Origin of the sequence: Peribacillus sp. NPDC097225 (assembly GCF_044761955.1) — a bacterium.
Classification (GTDB): domain Bacteria; phylum Bacillota; class Bacilli; order Bacillales; family DSM-1321; genus Peribacillus.
Genome location: NZ_JBIWDJ010000001.1, coordinates 662,033 through 680,528 on the forward strand (window position 1 = coordinate 662,033; position 18,496 = coordinate 680,528).

Sequence of the window (18,496 nt, forward strand, 5' to 3'; positions counted from 1 at the left end):
TAAGACAACTCTTATTATAGTGAAATATAATAGAAAAGTCAACATTTTTTTATTTTCACCAGAAGATTTATATTCAATAAAAAAACAGCCAAACCCTAAAAGGATTTGACTGTTTGGTAGTGTCCCAGGAGAGATTCGAACTCCCGACCGACGCCTTAGAAGGGCGTTGCTCTATCCAGCTGAGCTACTGAGACATTTTATGATATAAGTTGCGGTAACACTTATGTATTAACCTTACTTAAGATCCCTTAGGACAATTCTTATTATATTAGCATATTAAAAGAAAGTCAATGGTTTTAATAATTTTTTTTGCAGACAGGAAGCACAGAATGCTTCCTGTTCATTATACCTTAAGTCAGTTGGTTTTATAAGCTTTATTTAGTTCCTCGACCGTGTTTCCTTCAAGATCGTAATACGTGATTTCAAGTACGTTTTCTTCAATAGACAAAATTACATACGTTTTTTCTTTTCGCCCCCGAGGCTGGCGAATACTGCCAGGATTGATGAATAACCTTCCATCGATACGTTCAGATCCCGCTGCGTGAGAATGCCCAAAACAAACGATATCAGCACCGGATTCTTCACTTTTATATGATAAGTTCATCAGTGTCATCTTAATATTATACAGATGTCCATGGGTAATGAAGAAGCGTTTGCCAGCAATGTCTTGAATGAGATCGTTAGGAAAGGCATGATCATGGTCACAGTTCCCACGTACCGCTAAATACCCTCTCAAAAGTGGATCCTTGCTTTCAAGTTCCGAATCTCCACAATGTATCATCGCTGTGACTTCTTGTTTATGACGAGCGGTGATCATGCTTATTTCATGAGTAAGCCCGTGGCTATCACTCATTATCAGGACCTTCATGATCACATTCCTTCTTCCCGTTTAAGGAATTCTTCCAATTTCTCATCCAACGCTTTCAATGCGTTTGCACGGTGACTGATATTATTTTTTTCTTCTTTTGTCAATTCAGCATTTGTTTTGCCCTGTTCTTTCACAAAAAAGATTGGGTCATAGCCAAATCCATTGGTTCCTATCGGTTGCTTCGTAATGAAACCTTCCATCGTACCTGAAACCGTTATCGTTTCTTGATTGGGAGAGGCCAATGCCAATGCGCAATAGAACCTAGCCGTTCTTTCCTCCTCTGGTACACCCTCTAGTTCCCTCAATACTTTTTCCGTGTTCGCTTCATCAACCTTATCTTCACCGGCATAACGGGCAGAATATACGCCAGGTCGGCCGTCTAACGCATCTACGATCAGCCCCGAGTCGTCTGCGAGGACAAAGTGGCCTACCTTATGGGCAATCGCTTCCGCTTTAAGAATTGCATTCTCTTCGAACGTCGTTCCAGTTTCCTCGACATCCGGTGCATCCGGCAGGTCGAGGAGAGTCTTGACTTCATAACCTTTTGCCGCAAACATGTTCTTGAATTCGTTGGCCTTTCCTTTATTCTTCGTCGCAATAATCACTGTTTTCATCAATTCATCTCATCCTTTTCGTTTATCTTCACTGAGTTCCCTCTTGCCCCTTTGACTTCCGAATACGATATGGACTTATTCATCGTTCGAACAAGTAAATTGGGTGCTTGTCTTATGTAAATATTAAGTATGTTCCTCACTCGTAGTTCACTTCGTTCTCCGCTTCCTGTCGGGACAGCTTGATGACCACAAGGAAGATCGAACTTTATTTGATAAGTTAATTTTATCATAAATTCAGCTTCTTCAATAATCCGGAAACTTATGAGGTTACTTTTTAGAAATAAATCCTCTCTATTTTGAAAAATAGAATAAGAGGCAGCTGAAAGCCTGCCTCCATTTTTTATAGGTATCAACTCGTTTCTTTAAAAACTACCTGTGTTCACCTTTTCAGGACGGATTACTGGTTCCGATAATGGCTTACCTTCTTCATTTAGAAGGTCTGCACTCCCCTTAACATGAACTTCCACGCTTTCAATTCCTTTTTGCTCCGTTAGTGATAAAACCAGGGCATCAAGTACATCCTGGGAAACCTTTTTCTCCTTGAAGCTTCCAAGTATATTTTCATTGAAGTTCAGGACGACCTTACCATCCGCAACCTTAGGCTGATCAAGCAACGCTACGTCACTCATGAAGCTTGTTTGCAAGTTAGAACCTGCCGGCCCCTTCGTTAATTCCTGAATGGCCGCTGTCACGTTATCCGACTCCGTTTCACTGACCCTGCGTGTCACTGGTACATAATAAGAATACTCCTCGTCCCCACCGATGTAATAGACCGTGACAGCTTTCGAGTTAGAGATATCGACCACATCACTTGCATCGACATTGATTCCTGAAGCACGGGAGATATTATCATCGATCGGCGTACCATTTACCGGCATTTCCGATATATCTTCCCCATTGATCCTCAATTGGATTTTATCGACCGAATCAAATTGGGTCAGAGTCCAGGTGATGGCTTGCAGGATCTTGAGTTCATCCTCCTTTTGATAGTTTTTAAACTCTGGTGAAAAATCGGCAACAGCCACACCTTCCTTTATGTTTACACTTATCGACGTATCTGCCGGAATCACTGCGCGGAACCCATTTGGCAGCTTATCTGTGACAGGTCCATTATTCACTAAATAGTCCAATGCCTGTTTTGCGACCGCTTCAGATTTAGGAAGCTCCATTGTTTGCGGAACTACATATCCACTTTTATCAATTAAATAAAGCTCGGTCTTAACTGTACTTTCAGTTGACGCCTTTTCTCCTTCATCTACAGGCTGTTGCTCCCCTTTCGGCTCTTCCAATGAAGATTCATCCTCCACTAAAGAAACATCCTTAGGGGGATCGATTTCCGTTTTCTCGCCCGCTCCGAACAAGCCACAGCCAGAAAGAAAAAGAGAAGAAGCCAGGATTGTCACTGCTGCTGTTACTTTTGATTTATTGGACATAAAATCACTCCTAGGACAGTTTGTACTCCTATTTATACGAGCCCTAGGCAAAAATAGACCAATTATTTTCCTTTCTCTTTAGGCAACTACCGCCACCCGCCCATTCATCCAAACCAAAAAGACCTCCATATGGAAGTCTTATAGATGGTCGATCTTGATGGTCTCTATCGTATCAATTTCTATGCCGAGCCAACTCGATGCGATTGCACCAAATATATCTTTAGAACCCGTTGTATAGAAACGGTGCACAGGAACCCTTTTGCTTCTATTGCTTAGTCGGTAGTAATCCAAAATGACACTCGCTTCACGGGCCGTCTCTTCCCCAGAGGAAATGACTTGTACCTTATCCCCCATGAACTTCGAAATCACGGGTCCTAAGTGAGGATAGTGGGTACAACCGAGAATGAGCGTATCAATGTTGATTTTCTTTAACGGCTTCAACGTTTGCGCCACGACCCTTTCGACGATTTCCCCCTGAAACTCTCCGCTTTCCACAATTGGGACAAATTTCGGACAGGCTAAACTATCCACTTCCACACCCGAGTTTATGGAAACGAGTGCATCGTCATAGGCTTTGCTCTTCACCGTTCCCTCTGTACCAATCACGCCAATATGTAGGGAATTAGAAACCTTTAAAGCTGCCCTTGCCCCTGGAAGGATGACACCGAGTACAGGAATCGGAAGAATCGCCCTGATTTCATCCAGCACTGCTGCAGTTGCTGTATTACAGGCTATAATTAGCATTTTGATATCCTGTTTCATCAGGAACCGGGTCATCTGCCATGTGAAGTTTTTGACATCCTTTTTTGACCTTGGTCCATACGGGCATCTGGCCGTATCGCCTAAGTATATTATATTTTCATTCGGTAACTGGCGCATGACTTCTTTAGCCACAGTCAAGCCACCGACACCCGAATCAATAATTCCAATTGGTTGTTTCAAAAATCTCGCCTCATTTTTCTTTCATTTCATGATGATATTCTCTATGAAGAAAACCTATACCTAAGCTTCTCGCTTACTTCCTGAAACTTATCATACTACCATTTTGGGAGAAAGTGAAATAAATTTCAAGACAGAAGTTTTACGAGCCCAGGAAAACCTTCTCATAAAAAATAAGCAGCATCCAAAGAAGTGGAAACATGGAAATGTTTCACCCTTCCTTATATGCTGCAAATGAACGGGAGAGTAAAGATATATAAGGCTTACGTATTAATAAAGCAACACATTATAGCTTAAGTTCTCCCATACGAAGGAGCTCTATAACTGCCTGTGAACGTCCTTTGACTCCAAGCTTCTGCATCGCATTCGAAATGTGGTTTCGAACTGTTTTTTCGCTAATAAACAATTCACCTGCGATATCTTTTGTTGTTTTGTCTTGTACTAGTAACTCAAATACTTCTTTTTCTCTTTTGGTGAGTAGTGGCTTATGAGTGAATTCGTTCTCCTTCAAGTAATGTTACCCTCCTTGCCTTCACCAGCATAAAACCCGGAGTGGGTGTCTATTTAGTCAAGATATAGTATGTCGGCTAGGGCAAGGGAGTGACTCATTTACTTGTCTAATTGAAATTTTACTTTTAAAGTTGTTTGACACTTGTTTTTGACATCCACTTTTTCATTTCTTCAGCCAGTGGCACCGGCTTCCCGGTCGTTTTCGATACTTGGACAACCGTTCCCCTCCCAGTGAGGCAAATCGTCCCATCCTCTTTCGTTCCCATATAATGAATATCCACCGATGAGTTGCCCACGTGGGCCGCTTTCACATGGATCGTCAGTTGTTCGTTAAAAAACACCTGCTGAATATAATCACATTGTAAATCGGCAACAACCGGAATTTCATCACTTTCTGCCGAAGACCAGTCCACCATGAAACCCATACTATTGAAATACTCGATCCGTGCCTCTTCAAAGTAAGTGAATGGAACCGTATTATTGAGGTGTCCGAACATGTCAGTTTCTGAAAAACGGACTTTAATCTCATGCTTAAAAGAAAATCCATTGCTCCACTCTTTTATATTATCGATATATGATATTCTACTCACTGTGAGAACTCCTCCTTAATGAATGACTATTCATTCATTTTATAAGAAAAAAGAAAAAATGGGAAGATATTTCTAATTTACTTATAATAAATATACTTTAGGGTCTAAAGGGAAACAATCGACCTATAAAGGAAAAAGGAAGAAACAGTTGTCTCTTCCCCCCTTCATTTCAGCGATTTCAATTCCTCTAAATACTTCTTGGCCCACTCATCTTCCTGATATAAAAAGTCACCCTCTTGATCTTTCTTCATGATATTGATGAGTTTGCCTTTCCATTTTATCAATTTGCCTGATTCATCAAACGTCAAATCAAGATCTCCTAGGTATTTACCATGCTTACCTGCCTGGACAATCAAGGTTGGTTCCTTTTCCTGATTATATACATCTGGTTTCTTCAATTTCGTATGGCTATGACTGCCAACGATAATATCAATTCCCTCCAGGTTCTTTGCCAAATCTTTGTCCCGGTCATATCCTAGATGAGATATGACTATGATTTTGTTCACTCCTTTCTCTTCAAGAGATGTAACGGTATCCTTAGCATGCTTAAAAGCATCTTCAAATACGATGTTCTTATTAGGATTGGAAAGAATTGTCGTCTTCTCTGTCGTTAGCCCGATGATTCCAACCTTCTGGCCGTCCACTACCTTGATTACCGCAGGATATACAACTCCAGGGTTACCAGGTGTACCGATTACAGGTTGAGCAAGATTCTTTAATTTTTTATCCTTGGAAAGATCGATATTGGCACTCACCAATGGAAAAGCAGCAGCACGAATGAAATTTCTAAGTACCTCTGATGACTTATCAAATTCGTGATTCCCCAGTGTCATGGCATCATATCCTATTTCATTCATGAATTTAATATCCGCTTGCCCAAGAAATTGATTGAAATAACGAACTCCTGAAAAAACATCGCCTGCATCAAGCAAGAGTGTATTCTCCCTTGTATTTCTTATCTGATGAATTGCGGTAAAACGACGTGGGATATTCTCTAAATGTGCATGCGTATCATTCGTATGTAGAATCGTAACTTTCAGTTCCCTATTATCCGAAAAGTTGATGATCTTGTCCGATAATGAGGTGACCGCTTGAACGTTAGATGCCGGTGAATAAGCCAAGGGACTTGAAACCATCAAATGTAATAGAACCGTCATACTGAAAGAAACATACTTCGCATATCTTGTTTTCATTCTTCCGCAACCTCCCTCTACTAGATAGAATCTCCCTAGCCATAGTAAAAATACTACATAAATTCCGTAAGAATCTTCAACCTCTTCTTTCTAAAACCATCGCATATGATCTTATTCGTTCGATCTAAGTTCAAAAAAAAAAAACAACTCTCAATTCAAGAGTTGTTTTTATGAATATTCGCCGATGGTAACCTAACCAACAAAAAAGAACCCATACCTTTAAAGGTATGGATTCCACTTATTAAACTTCGTCGCTTCCGAAGAAGTTACGGAATTGTTGAATCGCAGTATCACGGTTTAACGCTGCAATCGAGGTTGTCAATGGAATACCTTTAGGGCAAGACTGCACACAGTTTTGTGAATTACCGCAGTTTGCAAGGCCGCCATCTGACATGATTGTGTTTAAACGTTCTGCTTTGTTCATTGCACCAGTTGGATGTGCGTTGAATAAACGAACTTGTGATAATGGTTGTGGTCCCATGAAGTTGGAGTTGTCATTTACGTTCGGACAAGCTTCCAAACATACGCCACAAGTCATACATTTAGATAATTCATATGCCCATTGACGTTTCTTTTCTGGCATACGTGGTCCTGGTCCAAGATTATACGTACCATCAATTGGAATCCAAGCTTTTACCTTTTTCAATGAATCGAACATACGGCTACGATCGACTTGAAGGTCACGCACAACCGGGAAAGTACGCATTGGAGCAAGACGTACAGGCTGTTCTAACTGGTCAATAAGGGCTGTACAAGATTGTCTTGGCTTACCATTGATGACCATTGAACAGGCACCACAAACTTCTTCAAGACAGTTCATGTCCCATGCGATTGCAGTTGTATGTTTACCTTCTACCGTTACCGGATTACGACGAATTTCCATCAAAGCGGAAATGACGTTCATATTCGGACGGTATGCTAATTCAAATTCCTCATCATAAGGAGCTGAATCCGGTGTATCTTGACGAGTAATAATAAAACGAACTGTTTTAGTCTCAGATTTAGTTTCAACCATTTTTATGCTCCCCCTCTTTAATGTGTAGTCGTGTAATCACGTTTACGTGGTGCAATCAGTGATACATCAACATCTTCATAATGGAATGCAGGAGCTTTGTCTGCTCCTTGGAATGTAGCCATTGTTGTTTTCATGAACTTTTCATCATTACGTTCTGGGAAGTCAGGTTTGTAATGCGCTCCACGGCTTTCATCACGGTTAAGAGCACCGATTGTGATTACACGTGCCAATTGCATCATGTTTTGAAGCTGTCTAGTAAAGGCAGCACCTTGATTACTCCATTTAGCCGTGTCATTGATGTTGATTTTTTTGTAACGTTCCATCAACTCAAGAATTTTATTGTCTGTTTCTTTAAGTTTGTCATTGTAACGAACTACAGTAACATTGTTAGTCATCCATTCACCAAGTTCTTTGTGAAGGATATATGCGTTTTCATTACCATTAAGAGACATGATAGAATTCCATTTCTCTTGTTCTTGTTTTTGGTAGCCTTCATATAATGAAGAAGGAAGAGAATCTGATGTTTTATCAAGTCCTTGAATGTATTTAACAGCATTCGGACCAGCCACAGAACCACCATAAATGGCTGAAAGAAGTGAGTTCGCACCTAAACGGTTACCACCATGTTGTGAATAATCACACTCACCAGCAGCGAATAGACCTTTGATGTTTGTCATTTGGTCATAATCTACCCAAAGTCCACCCATAGAATAGTGAACCGCAGGGAAAATTTTCATTGGCACTTTATGAGGATCTTCACCGACGAATTTCTCATAGATTTCAATGATTCCGCCTAATTTAACATCTAGTTCATGTGAATCTTTATGTGAAAGGTCAAGGTAGACCATGTTTTCTCCGTTAATACCCAATTTCATATTAATACATACGTCGAAAATTTCACGTGTTGCAATATCACGAGGTACTAGATTACCATAAGCCGGGTATTTCTCTTCTAGGAAGTACCATGGTTTTCCGTCTTTATATGTCCAGATACGTCCACCTTCACCACGAGCGGATTCACTCATTAAGCGAAGTTTATCATCACCAGGGATTGCTGTCGGGTGAATTTGGATGAACTCACCGTTCGCATAATGTGCACCTTGTTGATAGACGATAGATGCTGCTGAACCTGTATTGATCATAGAGTTAGTAGATTTACCGAAAATGATTCCAGGGCCACCGCTCGCCATGATGACTGCGTCGCCAGGGAATGATTGAATTTCCATTGAAGTCAAGTTCTGAGCTACGATACCACGTGCTGTTTGATCATCATCGATAACAGCTCCAAGGAATTCCCAGCCTTCATATTTCGTTACAAGGCCTTGTACTTCGTAACGACGAACTTGCTCGTCCAATGCATAAAGTAATTGCTGACCAGTTGTTGCACCAGCAAATGCAGTACGGTGAAATTGTGTTCCACCAAAACGGCGGAAATCAAGTAGGCCTTCCGGCGTACGGCTAAACATAACACCCATACGGTCAAACATATGGATAATAGATGGTGCTGCATCGCACATTGCTTTAACTGGAGGTTGATTTGCTAAGAAATCCCCACCATATACTGTATCATCAAAGTGAAGCCATGGAGAATCGCCTTCACCTTTCGTATTTACTGCCCCGTTGATTCCGCCTTGAGCACAAACAGAGTGAGATCGTTTTACTGGAACTAATGAGAATAAATCAACATGTTGTCCTAACTCTGCTGCTTTGATCGTAGCCATTAAACCAGCTAGACCTCCACCGACGATAATAATTTTACCTTTACCCAATTGTGTCACTCCCTTATTCCATTAGAAAAGCTATGTTTTTCCTAGTACGTATAAATTAATTTCTTCTGCTACTTATACGAAAGCGAAAACTGCACTAATTCCTATATAAGAAAGAAGAACGAAAATGATTAAAGTTACATATGTCATAACTCTTTGCGATTTAGGTGAAACTGTTAGTCCCCAACTTACTGCGAATGACCATAATCCATTGGCAAAATGGAAAATAGCAGAAACAATACCAACAATGTAGAACGCGATCATGAATGGATTAGAGAAAATCTCTGCCATCATATCAAAGTCTACTGTTGCCCCAAAAGCTGCTTGAACCCTTGTTTCCCAGATGTGCCAAACAAGGAAAATCAAAGTTATGATTCCTGATAAACGTTGTAGCATGAACATCCAGTTACGGAAGAAACTGAATCTTCCTAAGTTGTTCTTTGCTGTAAAGGCGATATAAATCCCATAAATAGCATGGAAAATTAATGGTAGATAGATGATTACACATTCCACCACAATTTTCAATGGAGTATATTCGATTAATTGAACTGCCCCGTTGAATGTCTCTGCTCCCTTTGTTGCCATAAAGTTAACCGATAAATGGAAAATTAGGAATAGACCGATTGGTAATACCCCTAGAAGTGAATGAAGCCTACGATTCCCAAACTCACGATTCTTTGCCACTAAGTGCCCCCCCTTAATTTGTCAAAACTCATACGAAGATGGTTACCTTTTATCTCCGCGTGAAAATAAAGTATAGAGTTAAACCGCTCTCTATACTTTCTTACAATTATGTGACATGTCCATTTTACTCCTGACTTCAATGTGCGTCAAGAAAACGGATACAAGATTTCTCTTTTTTAGAATAAATATTATCAATAAATCACTAAGGTTTTGGGTGTTCATTTACAAGTAATATGAAAAAACTAACTATTTTTTTAATATATTGAGATAATTTAACATATTTTTACATTTTTCTGTTGAAATATTAAAAAAAACTGTATAAATCGCAAAAGGAAAACGTTTATAATAGATTTACAGAAAGAGGCGATAATACATGAAAAAAAATATTGCTGCAGCTATAGAAGAAGAAATCCAAACAGATGAATTCCAAGTTCCAGCTTTCGGGTATGAACTGATCAGGGAAACTTTATTGAACGATATCCTTGGGAAAGATTCTTATCAAATCTTATATTGGGCGGGTAAACAACTCGCAAGGAAATTCCCTTTGAATGGCGATCAGGAATTGGTTGCATTTTTCCATAATGCAGGCTGGGGCCATCTTGAAATCATAAAGCTTTCCAAATCCGAGATGGAGTTATCCTTGTCAGGAGAAATGGTCGCCCGTCGTCTGGATCTATATCCCGACAGTCATTTTCAACTTGAAGCAGGGTTTCTTGCCGAACAATTTACCTTACAAAAAAGGTTCATCAGTGAAGCTACGGAAGAAGTCAAACGTCGTGCAAAAAAAGTCGACTTCACCATCTGCTGGGATCCGAAAGATCCCATTTAACGACTTCATCAAAATGGTTGAAATGTAAGGAACCTAGGTCAAGTTTGACTATTTCCAAGTGGTCTTCTTCCATGAGTGATTCTTTAACTAGTACTCACATCCATAACACAAAACAGCATATACGATACATAAAATAGAAATTATTGGTGTGTAATTCCAAATCTTCTTTTCCTAATGGCTATATAATAAGAAGAAAGTAATCTTTTTTTGGATAGATTGTACCCTAATTTAAACAAAAGGAGTCAAATAACCTGAGTCCCCCTCACTCTCGGACTCAGGTTATCGGACTCCTTTTTTTCATGACCGATAATCATTTAACACCATTACTTTGAAATTGAAGGAATTCTCGTTCTGAACATAACACGAAGTGTCCTGGTTTCACTTCTCGCATTTTGACTTCCTCATCCGCCGTATAAGCATGTGTAGCGGGATTATAGCCCTTCCGTTGCCTAGTCCGTTCCAATTCTGGATCCGGAAGCGGAATCGCAGATAACAGGGATTGTGTGTACGGATGTATCGGGTTGTTATAAAGCTCTTCACTTGGTGCAAGCTCCACTAACTTCCCAAAGTACATGACGCCGATTCTGTCACTGATATACTTGACCATCGATAAATCATGGGCAATGAATAAATATGTTAAGTTTTTTTCTTTTTGAAGCTTTTTCAACAGATTGACTACCTGTGCCTGAATGGACACGTCCAGTGCTGAAATTGGTTCATCCGCGATGATGAATTCCGGTTCCACGGCAAGTGCCCGCGCAATTCCAATTCGCTGGCGCTGTCCCCCTGAGAATTCGTGCGGATACCGATTTGCATGTTCGCGATTTAGCCCGACTGTTTCGAGTAAATGGTAAACCCGTTCCATGCGCTCTTCTTTTGTCTTAGCCAGCCCATGGTTATCGATGCCTTCTGCGATAATATCGGCAATCTTCATTTTAGGATTCAAGGATGCATATGGATCTTGAAAAATCATTTGCATCTTTCTGTTCATATCTTTCAATTTTTTCCTCGATTTCTTTCCATGGACATTTTCCCCTTTGAAAAGCACCTCGCCATCGGTTGCATCATACAGGCGAATGATTGTACGTCCTGTTGTCGATTTACCGCAACCTGACTCCCCAACAAACCCAAGCGTTTCCCCTTGATAAATATCAAAAGAAATATCATCGATTGCTTTCACCATATTAGGCTTTCCGTTATTGAAGTATTGTTTTAAATGTTTGACTTCCACGAGTTTTTCACGTTGTTCCATTATTTAGCGACCCCCTGAACGAACTGCTTCATGCGTTTTTGTACAGCTAGAGGCGGTGTCACCTCAGGTGCATCCGGATGTAAAAGCCATGTGGCTGCATAATGCGTTTCGGATACTTTGAATACGGGTGGCTGTTGTTCTAAATCAATCTGCATTGCATATTCATTTCTCGGAGCAAACGCGTCACCTTTTGGCGGATTCAGCAAATTGGGCGGAGTGCCCGGGATCGTGTACAATTCATGTTCCCCCGTATCTTCGAGGCTAGGCATGGAACTGATAAGTCCCCATGTATAAGGGTGCTGCGGATTATAAAAGATTTCATCCGCCGTACCTATTTCAACGATTTTCCCTGCATACATCACAGCTACACGATCCGCTATGTTCGCAACCACTCCCAGATCATGGGTGATGAAGATAATCGATGTTTCTATTTTCTTTTGTAAATCCTTCATCAATTCAAGAATTTGAGCTTGAATGGTCACATCCAATGCAGTCGTAGGCTCATCCGCAATCAATACTTTGGGGTTACACGCCAAAGCTATCGCGATGACCACACGTTGTCTCATTCCTCCCGAAAATTGGTGGGGATATTGTTCGAAACGTTGCTTAGCATTAGGAATTCCCACAAGTTCCAATAGTTCGATTGAACGTAACTTCGCCGCCGCCTTACTGACGTTTTGATGCTTTAAAATGGGCTCCATTATCTGTTTGCCCACCTTGATTGTTGGGTTCAATGAAGTCATTGGATCTTGGAAAATCATCGAAATATCTTTACCTCTGACCTTTTGCATATCCTTATTAGAAAGTTTGGCCAGATCCTTTCCTTCAAAAAGGATTTCACCACTTTTAATTTCTGAATTATTTGCTGGCAATAATCTCATGATTGATTTGGATGTCACGGACTTACCCGATCCGGATTCTCCTACAATCGCCAAGGTTTCCCCTTTTTTCAGTTCAAAATTCACACCCCGGATTGCCTGGACTTCACCAGAAAAGGTATGAAACGATACATGTAAATCTTTCACTTCCAATAAGTTTTCCATTTCATTTCCTCCTTCTCTTAATCTCGCATTTTTGGATCCAATGCATCACGAAGCCCATCGGCGATCATATTGAAGCAAACCATGATCAGACTGATGAAAAATGCTGGGAATAACATCAGATGTGGGTATAGTCTAAGCGTTTTGAATCCATCGTTGATCAACGTCCCAAGGGATGCGAGTGGTGATTGTAGACCCAGTCCAATGAAACTCAAGAAAGCTTCGAAGAATATCGCACTCGGAATGGTGAACATTGTATTGATGATGATGACGCTCGCTAAGTTTGGTAGCAAATGTTTTAAAATGATCTTGAAATTTGAGCTTCCCAATGTCCGCGAAGCCAAGACGAATTCTTGTTCTTTTAATTTCATCACCTGAGCACGAACGACACGGGACATGCTTGTCCAGCTCGTAATGGCTAGGGCAATCGTGATGGACATGATCCCAGGCTCGAAAACAAGGATCATCAAAATGACCACAACTAGGTTAGGGACACCTGAAACGACTTCGACAATACGTTGCATGACATTATCAAGTTTCCCGCCGTAATATCCGGAAATGGCTCCATACGCTACACCGATAAGCATATCAAGCAAAGCCGCTAAAAAGGCGATATACAAAGATATTTGAATCCCCTTGGCCACTCGGGTAAGTACATCCCGGCCAAGTCCGTCCGTTCCGAACCAGTAATGTTCTTCAATGTTTTTTTGTTCGTAAACATCCACCACATTACCATTGGCCATTGTCCTTGTACCATCAAAAGGAAGCCAACTTACATTTTCCAATCCTGGAATTTTCGCTGGTAAATTGGTTCTCTTTAAATCTTGTTCATCTAATCCATGTCCACTAATAAGGGGACCCACCCAAGCAAAAATAAAGACCAAAGCAATTAAAACCATACTGACTAGGGCTGCTTTATTTTTACGGATACGCATCCAAGAATCCTGCCAGAAACTTATACTTGGTTTATTGATCGCTTCGCTTATGGTGGCGTCCACAATGGCAGGCGCAAATTGACTTTTTGACATTCTCACTATTTTGTTTGCCATTATTTTTTCCCCCCTGCTAACCTAATACGTGGATCGATAATACCGTAGAGAATGTCAACCAATAGAACGATGACGATAAAGAGGAATGAAAACAGCAATGTCGTTCCCATGATTACCGAGTAATCATTCACCGTTATCGATTTAACGAATTGTTCCCCGATTCCAGGTATACCGAATATTTGTTCAATGACGAGTGAACCCGTCATAAGTGACACTGTTAATGGTCCGAGTACAGTTATGACAGGAATCAGAGCATTTCGCAGTCCATGTTTAAACGCCACTTCAAAATTACTTGCCCCCTTCGCTTTAGCGAGGGTGATATAATCCGAACCGAGTACATCGATCATTTCCGTCCTCATGAAACGTGCCGATGTGGCTATAGGGAACATTGCTAAGGCAAGCGTTGGCATAATGCTATACTCCCAACCCTTCCAGAACATGACGGGCAGCCATCCCATCTTCACTCCAACATAATATTGCAGCAAACCGGCAAACACGAAACTTGGTATCGATTTACCCAAGACCGCTATGAATGTTGTTCCATAATCGACCCATGTATTTTGTTTGAGGGCTCCTATCACACCTAGAATAATCCCAAAAATCGTTCCGAAAAACATTGCTTGAAATCCTAATACCAAGGAAGGCTGAATCCTTTCGCCCAGCAATTGCGTAACTGGTGTATTATTGAATTGAAACGAAACCCCCAAATCTCCCTGTACTAGGTTCAGCATGTATTTCCCATACTGGACAGGCACCGGCTCATTCAATCCATACTTGTTCTCCATGATTTGGAATTGAGCCTCCGATAACTTGCTTGCATTTGCAAATGGAGAGCCCGGGATCAACTTCATGAGGAAGAACGTCAAGCTCGCGATGATAAACAAAGTAATTAACATATATATAATCCGTTGCGTTAGATATCTGGCCATTTGTACACCTCACAAAATAAAATTCTCACTTTTTCGACAATAGTTTTATAGTGAAAAGAGAGTATATACTAGTGATATACTCTCTTTTCTAGTTTGTTTTAGAAGATGCTTATTCTACTACTGTTACACCTTTGTAGTAATAATGTGGACCTAAGTCACTCTTAACAATTCCTTTGACTTTAGGATTTACTAGGATGTTCTCTACTCGTTGATAAATTGGTGCGATTCCGAAGTCCTCAGTCAAGAATAGCTTTTCAGCATCTTGCATGGCTTTCGCATATGCTGCCGGATCGTCCGTCAATTCGTTTGTGGCTTTATTGATCAGTGCATCGTATTCTGGATTAGAATAGTCCATTTCATTATTTGTTCCACCTGTTAACCAAAGATCGGTATATGAGATGGCATCTTTATAATCCGGGCCCCAACCTGATACGACCAAGTCATAATCGCCTTTTTTCGTACGGTCCAATCGAATCGAGAATGGAACGCTTTCGACTTTGATTGTTAAACCAGGAAGGTTTTTCTCTAATTGGTTCTTCATATACTCACCGATTTTTTTCGCAGAATCGGTTTCATCCCCCATATATCGAAGGGTAAGTTCCTTCACGCCCAACTCTTTTAATCCTTTTTCCCAAGCAGCTTTTGCTTCTTTTGCGTTAAACGTAATCAAATCTTCATTTGCCGAACGGAAGTCTTTTCCATCATAACTAACGAAATCTTTTGGCACGAAGTAGTTGGCTGCTACTGAACCATCGCCCAACACGCTTGATGCAAGATCTTCTTTATTGAAAGCTTTTGCAAGCGCTTCGCGGATATTGACATTCTTAAGTGCTTCATTTTTCTGGTTCATCTTCATCCAGAATACCGTTGGTGCCAAGTTGGTTTGTAACCGCTCGTCCCCTTCATATTGTGGGACCAGTTCAGATGTCAGTAAATCCGTAATGTCTGCTTCACCAGCTTCAAATGCATTAACTTGCGCATTGTTATCTTTTGAAACATTGACCGTGATTTTCTCTAATTTAACTGAATCTGCATCGCGGTAATTCTTGTTCTTTTGAAGTTCCCATTCTGTCGCAGTTGGGCCATTCCAAGAACTCATGACAAAGGGACCATTGTATAAGAGCGTTTCTGCACTTGTAGCGTACTTGTCACCTTGTTCTGTAACGAACTTTTCGTTTTGTGGGAAGAATGTCGCAAACGATAAATACTCTTTCCAGTATGCAAGTGGTTTTTCAAACGTAATTTCCAATGTTTTGTCGTCAACCGCTTGCACACCAAGGCTGTCTAAATCGTATTTTTTCTTTTCAGCCGCTGCCTTCGTAATTTCTGTTGCACCTGCGATTTTGCCATTCATCATATATGGACCATATTCAGAAGCTACTTCAGGATCCATCGCCCGTTTAAAAGCAAAAACGAAATCATGTGCCGTAACTGGGTCACCATTCGACCACTTTGAATCTATTAATTTAAACGTATACGTTTTTCCGTCTTTACTGACTTCAGGTTCTCCGTCAACAAGAGCCGGCACTGTCTCTCCGTCCTTATCAATCGTATATAAGCCTTCGTTCACATTGTTCAAATAGTTGAATCCTACTGTATCTGTTGTTTTAACGGAATCCATGACCGGGATTTCGGATTTACTCATAATACTAATCTCTTGTTTTTCAGCTAGTTTCGTTCCATCTGACTTCTTCTCAGAATTATCTGAATTGCCGCCACATGCTGCTAGAATGACGCTAAGAACTAGCATAAGACCAGCAAAGATTGTGAATTTAGATTTTTTCATCTACTTTGACCTTCTTTCTATATTTTAAAATCATATTTTCATTATACTGATTTTTTTGATTTTGTATATAAGTTAGAATAATAAATTATTTCTAAAAAATTAAAAATGGTCAAAAACCAAGGAAAACCTAGGTTTTTACTACTTTAAGGCTTTAAAGTGCTGCTTACGGCGTTTTATCGGATTTTTTAGAATACTATTATGTTTTCCCCTATCGTTTTTTCAAACTATTTCAAAAAATCATTTTTGTTTATTTAGTGTTTTTGATATACTTATAAAAAGAAAATCGAGGTAAAAAGAATGAAAAAAATACTTATAGGTACGGGATTTGGTATCGTGCTATCCATTTTGTTATCCCTTATATTCCATCAAGCTCTCTCTCTATTGAATTTTATTAATATGACCTTTTACATCAGTGGAGGACTGATTCTTCTAGCATTGGTTACTTTCGTCGTCCAACGAGGATTTTTCGACGTAGTCTTTTATAGTTTCCGGAGAGTATTCCAAATACAAAATCAGCATGTAGGGGAGGAAAAAGAAGACATCCCTAAACTTTCCGATATCATCTCCCTTTCCTCTTCCTTCACCCTTGTCGTAGGTCTTATCCTATTTTGCATCATGCTACTCTCTCTAGCCGTCTATTATCTTTAATCTTAATCTTTCCATAGAGTCCGGGCACCGAAAAAGGGCAACCTTTTTTTAGGTGCCCTTTTTCTTTATAAAAGCATTAGGTACATCTTTTCATCAGTTTTAATCAATCAGGCAAGGACTTTGGCGTGCTGTCCCAGTTTGAACGCCTCGTGAAGCGCTTCGACCGCTTTGACCATTTCCTTTTCGTTTACGACGGTAGAAACTTTGATTTCCGAAGTGCTGACCATTTTCACTTGGATCCCTGTATTCGCCATGACTTCAAACATCTCTGCGGCCACTCCGGGATTGGAAACCATTCCTGAACCGACGATAGAGACTTTAGCCAACTCGCCTTCCGTTTCTATACCATCAAATTCCAACTGGCTTTTATTGTTTTCAAGAACCATTAAAGCTGCTTTTGTATCTTCGCTTTTAATAGAGAAAGAGAGATTGGTCGTATCTTCTGATGTCATGCTCTGGATGATGATATCTACATTTATGTGATTTTTCGCCAGTGTCGTGAAAATCGTGGATAATACACCAAGTGACCGAGGCAAGCCGTTCACTGTAACTCTTGTGATGCTATCCTCAAAAGCAATACCCCGTACAATTAAATTCTCTTCCATATTCGCTTCCTCCTCAATGATGGTCCCAGATTCTTTTTCTAAGCTTGAACGGACTTCAAGCGAGATTTGATAGTTTTTTGCATATTCAACGGCCCGTGGGTGCAGGACCCCAGCCCCTAAATGGGCCAGCTCCAACATTTCGTCATAAGATACGGATGTTAATTTCCTGGCGTTTTTTATGTAGCGTGGATCTGTTGTGAAAACACCGGTTACATCGGTATAAATATCGCATCGGTTTGCGTGTAGTGCTGCGGCTATGGCAACCGCCGTTGTATCGGAACCGCCCCGACCCAATGTCGTGATTTCCCCATGTTCATCCATTCCTTGAAAACCGGCAACGATGACGATCTTTTTTGCTTGTAACTGCGCTTGAATTCTGGAAGCATCGATATTTAAAATTCGCGCATTTCCGTGAACGGACTCTGTCTGCATCCCAGCCTGCCAGCCCGTAAAGGATACGGCTTCATGCCCCTTTTCCACCAATGCCATCGTTAACAAGGCAATCGTAACTTGTTCCCCGGTCGTCAATAACATATCCATTTCCCTCTTACTAGGGGATGCGGAAATATCTCTTGCCATGGAAACCAATTCATCCGTTGTCTTCCCCATTGCCGAAACAACGACAACGACGTCATTACCTTTTTCAGCTTCCTCGATTACACGATTAGCGACATGTTTGATTTTCTCGACACTCCCTACAGAAGTACCGCCAAATTTTTGTACAATCAGTGCCATTCTCATGCACC

At 40.6% G+C, this 18,496-nt stretch carries 19 protein-coding genes and 1 tRNA gene; 2 read left to right on the forward strand and 18 right to left on the reverse strand.

What is annotated here, in order from left to right:
* Positions 1–120: 120 nt before the first annotated feature.
* The 12 genes from ACIQXH_RS03295 to ACIQXH_RS03350 all read right to left on the reverse strand — a co-directional run bounded on the left by ACIQXH_RS03295 (position 121) and on the right by ACIQXH_RS03350 (position 9,612).
* Positions 121–194 (reverse strand) — tRNA-Arg (locus ACIQXH_RS03295).
* A 161-nt stretch (positions 195–355) separates the two neighbouring features.
* On the reverse strand, positions 356–868 hold the full coding sequence (locus ACIQXH_RS03300) for a metallophosphoesterase family protein (RefSeq protein WP_402874584.1): 513 nt from the start codon (positions 866–868) through the stop codon (positions 356–358).
* Positions 869–870: 2 nt separating this feature from the next.
* Positions 871–1,482 carry an XTP/dITP diphosphatase gene (locus ACIQXH_RS03305; RefSeq protein ID WP_402874582.1) on the reverse strand — a complete coding sequence of 204 codons (612 nt, stop codon included), beginning with the start codon at positions 1,480–1,482 and terminating at the stop codon, positions 871–873.
* The gene (locus tag ACIQXH_RS03310; protein WP_402874579.1) at positions 1,482–1,712 is read right to left on the reverse strand and encodes a hypothetical protein; all 231 of its coding nucleotides are present in this window, start codon (positions 1,710–1,712) and stop codon (positions 1,482–1,484) included. Before ACIQXH_RS03310 ends, ACIQXH_RS03305 begins: the two co-directional genes overlap by 1 nt.
* Before the next feature lie 132 nt (positions 1,713–1,844).
* A complete protein-coding gene (locus ACIQXH_RS03315) occupies positions 1,845–2,915 on the reverse strand; it encodes a GerMN domain-containing protein (protein WP_402874577.1) in 1,071 nt (356 codons plus the stop codon).
* A 138-nt stretch (positions 2,916–3,053) separates the two neighbouring features.
* Positions 3,054–3,857 (reverse strand): glutamate racemase, encoded by an 804-nt coding sequence (gene racE / locus ACIQXH_RS03320; RefSeq protein WP_402874574.1) that lies wholly within the window; start codon positions 3,855–3,857, stop codon positions 3,054–3,056.
* Between the two features lie 283 nt (positions 3,858–4,140).
* Positions 4,141–4,365 carry a helix-turn-helix domain-containing protein gene (locus ACIQXH_RS03325; protein WP_402874572.1) on the reverse strand — a complete coding sequence of 75 codons (225 nt, stop codon included), beginning with the start codon at positions 4,363–4,365 and terminating at the stop codon, positions 4,141–4,143.
* 124 nt (positions 4,366–4,489) lie between these two features.
* Positions 4,490–4,954 (reverse strand): acyl-CoA thioesterase, encoded by a 465-nt coding sequence (locus ACIQXH_RS03330; RefSeq protein ID WP_402874569.1) that lies wholly within the window; start codon positions 4,952–4,954, stop codon positions 4,490–4,492.
* 164 nt (positions 4,955–5,118) lie between these two features.
* Positions 5,119–6,147 (reverse strand): metallophosphoesterase, encoded by a 1,029-nt coding sequence (locus ACIQXH_RS03335; protein WP_403122125.1) that lies wholly within the window; start codon positions 6,145–6,147, stop codon positions 5,119–5,121.
* A gap of 241 nt (positions 6,148–6,388) precedes the next feature.
* Positions 6,389–7,162 (reverse strand): succinate dehydrogenase iron-sulfur subunit, encoded by a 774-nt coding sequence (gene sdhB, locus ACIQXH_RS03340; protein ID WP_402874562.1) that lies wholly within the window; start codon positions 7,160–7,162, stop codon positions 6,389–6,391.
* Between the two features lie 17 nt (positions 7,163–7,179).
* Positions 7,180–8,931: a succinate dehydrogenase flavoprotein subunit gene (sdhA, locus tag ACIQXH_RS03345; protein WP_402874559.1), complete on the reverse strand. Its 1,752-nt coding sequence runs from the start codon at positions 8,929–8,931 to the stop codon at positions 7,180–7,182.
* A gap of 72 nt (positions 8,932–9,003) precedes the next feature.
* Positions 9,004–9,612, reverse strand: coding sequence for a succinate dehydrogenase cytochrome b558 subunit (locus ACIQXH_RS03350; protein ID WP_402874556.1), 609 nt, complete (start codon positions 9,610–9,612; stop codon positions 9,004–9,006).
* A gap of 373 nt (positions 9,613–9,985) precedes the next feature.
* On the opposite strand from ACIQXH_RS03350, the gene ACIQXH_RS03355 reads away from it, so the two are divergent.
* On the forward strand, positions 9,986–10,441 hold the full coding sequence (locus ACIQXH_RS03355) for a YslB family protein (RefSeq protein WP_402958103.1): 456 nt from the start codon (positions 9,986–9,988) through the stop codon (positions 10,439–10,441).
* A 310-nt stretch (positions 10,442–10,751) separates the two neighbouring features.
* Here ACIQXH_RS03355 and ACIQXH_RS03360 read toward each other — a convergent pair whose 3' ends face one another.
* The 5 genes from ACIQXH_RS03360 to ACIQXH_RS03380 all read right to left on the reverse strand — a co-directional run bounded on the left by ACIQXH_RS03360 (position 10,752) and on the right by ACIQXH_RS03380 (position 16,497).
* Positions 10,752–11,693, reverse strand: a complete 942-nt coding sequence (locus ACIQXH_RS03360; RefSeq protein WP_402986524.1) for an ABC transporter ATP-binding protein — start codon at positions 11,691–11,693, stop codon at positions 10,752–10,754.
* On the reverse strand, positions 11,693–12,736 hold the full coding sequence (locus tag ACIQXH_RS03365) for an ABC transporter ATP-binding protein (protein WP_402986527.1): 1,044 nt from the start codon (positions 12,734–12,736) through the stop codon (positions 11,693–11,695). Before ACIQXH_RS03365 ends, ACIQXH_RS03360 begins: the two co-directional genes overlap by 1 nt.
* 17 nt (positions 12,737–12,753) lie before the next feature.
* Positions 12,754–13,782, reverse strand: a complete 1,029-nt coding sequence (gene opp3C / locus ACIQXH_RS03370) for an oligopeptide ABC transporter permease (RefSeq protein WP_403122127.1) — start codon at positions 13,780–13,782, stop codon at positions 12,754–12,756.
* Entirely contained in the window at positions 13,782–14,711 is a 930-nt protein-coding gene (gene opp3b, locus ACIQXH_RS03375) for an oligopeptide ABC transporter permease (protein WP_402874541.1), read from the reverse strand. Before opp3b ends, opp3C begins: the two co-directional genes overlap by 1 nt.
* Positions 14,712–14,820: 109 nt before the next feature.
* Complete coding sequence (locus tag ACIQXH_RS03380; protein WP_403122129.1) at positions 14,821–16,497, reverse strand: peptide ABC transporter substrate-binding protein; 1,677 nt, start codon at positions 16,495–16,497, stop codon at positions 14,821–14,823.
* A 297-nt stretch (positions 16,498–16,794) separates the two neighbouring features.
* On the opposite strand from ACIQXH_RS03380, the gene ACIQXH_RS03385 reads away from it, so the two are divergent.
* On the forward strand, positions 16,795–17,145 hold the full coding sequence (locus ACIQXH_RS03385; RefSeq protein ID WP_403122131.1) for a DUF3899 domain-containing protein: 351 nt from the start codon (positions 16,795–16,797) through the stop codon (positions 17,143–17,145).
* Between the two features lie 107 nt (positions 17,146–17,252).
* Here ACIQXH_RS03385 and ACIQXH_RS03390 read toward each other — a convergent pair whose 3' ends face one another.
* Positions 17,253–18,485, reverse strand: a complete 1,233-nt coding sequence (locus ACIQXH_RS03390; RefSeq protein WP_402874533.1) for an aspartate kinase — start codon at positions 18,483–18,485, stop codon at positions 17,253–17,255.
* Positions 18,486–18,496 lie beyond the last annotated feature (11 nt).

Coding starts and splice junctions, on each gene's coding strand:
- ACIQXH_RS03380 (WP_403122129.1), bottom strand. CDS start 16,497: ATGAAAAAATCTAAATTCACAATCTTTGCTGGTCTTATGCTAGTTCTT.
- ACIQXH_RS03365 (WP_402986527.1), bottom strand. CDS start 12,736: ATGGAAAACTTATTGGAAGTGAAAGATTTACATGTATCGTTTCATACC.
- ACIQXH_RS03385 (WP_403122131.1), top strand. CDS start 16,795: ATGAAAAAAATACTTATAGGTACGGGATTTGGTATCGTGCTATCCATT.
- opp3C (WP_403122127.1), bottom strand. CDS start 13,782: ATGGCAAACAAAATAGTGAGAATGTCAAAAAGTCAATTTGCGCCTGCC.
- ACIQXH_RS03335 (WP_403122125.1), bottom strand. CDS start 6,147: ATGAAAACAAGATATGCGAAGTATGTTTCTTTCAGTATGACGGTTCTA.
- sdhB (WP_402874562.1), bottom strand. CDS start 7,162: ATGGTTGAAACTAAATCTGAGACTAAAACAGTTCGTTTTATTATTACT.
- ACIQXH_RS03315 (WP_402874577.1), bottom strand. CDS start 2,915: ATGTCCAATAAATCAAAAGTAACAGCAGCAGTGACAATCCTGGCTTCT.
- ACIQXH_RS03305 (WP_402874582.1), bottom strand. CDS start 1,482: ATGAAAACAGTGATTATTGCGACGAAGAATAAAGGAAAGGCCAACGAA.
- opp3b (WP_402874541.1), bottom strand. CDS start 14,711: ATGGCCAGATATCTAACGCAACGGATTATATATATGTTAATTACTTTG.
- ACIQXH_RS03300 (WP_402874584.1), bottom strand. CDS start 868: ATGAAGGTCCTGATAATGAGTGATAGCCACGGGCTTACTCATGAAATA.
- ACIQXH_RS03390 (WP_402874533.1), bottom strand. CDS start 18,485: ATGGCACTGATTGTACAAAAATTTGGCGGTACTTCTGTAGGGAGTGTC.
- ACIQXH_RS03360 (WP_402986524.1), bottom strand. CDS start 11,693: ATGGAACAACGTGAAAAACTCGTGGAAGTCAAACATTTAAAACAATAC.
- ACIQXH_RS03355 (WP_402958103.1), top strand. CDS start 9,986: ATGAAAAAAAATATTGCTGCAGCTATAGAAGAAGAAATCCAAACAGAT.
- ACIQXH_RS03310 (WP_402874579.1), bottom strand. CDS start 1,712: ATGATAAAATTAACTTATCAAATAAAGTTCGATCTTCCTTGTGGTCAT.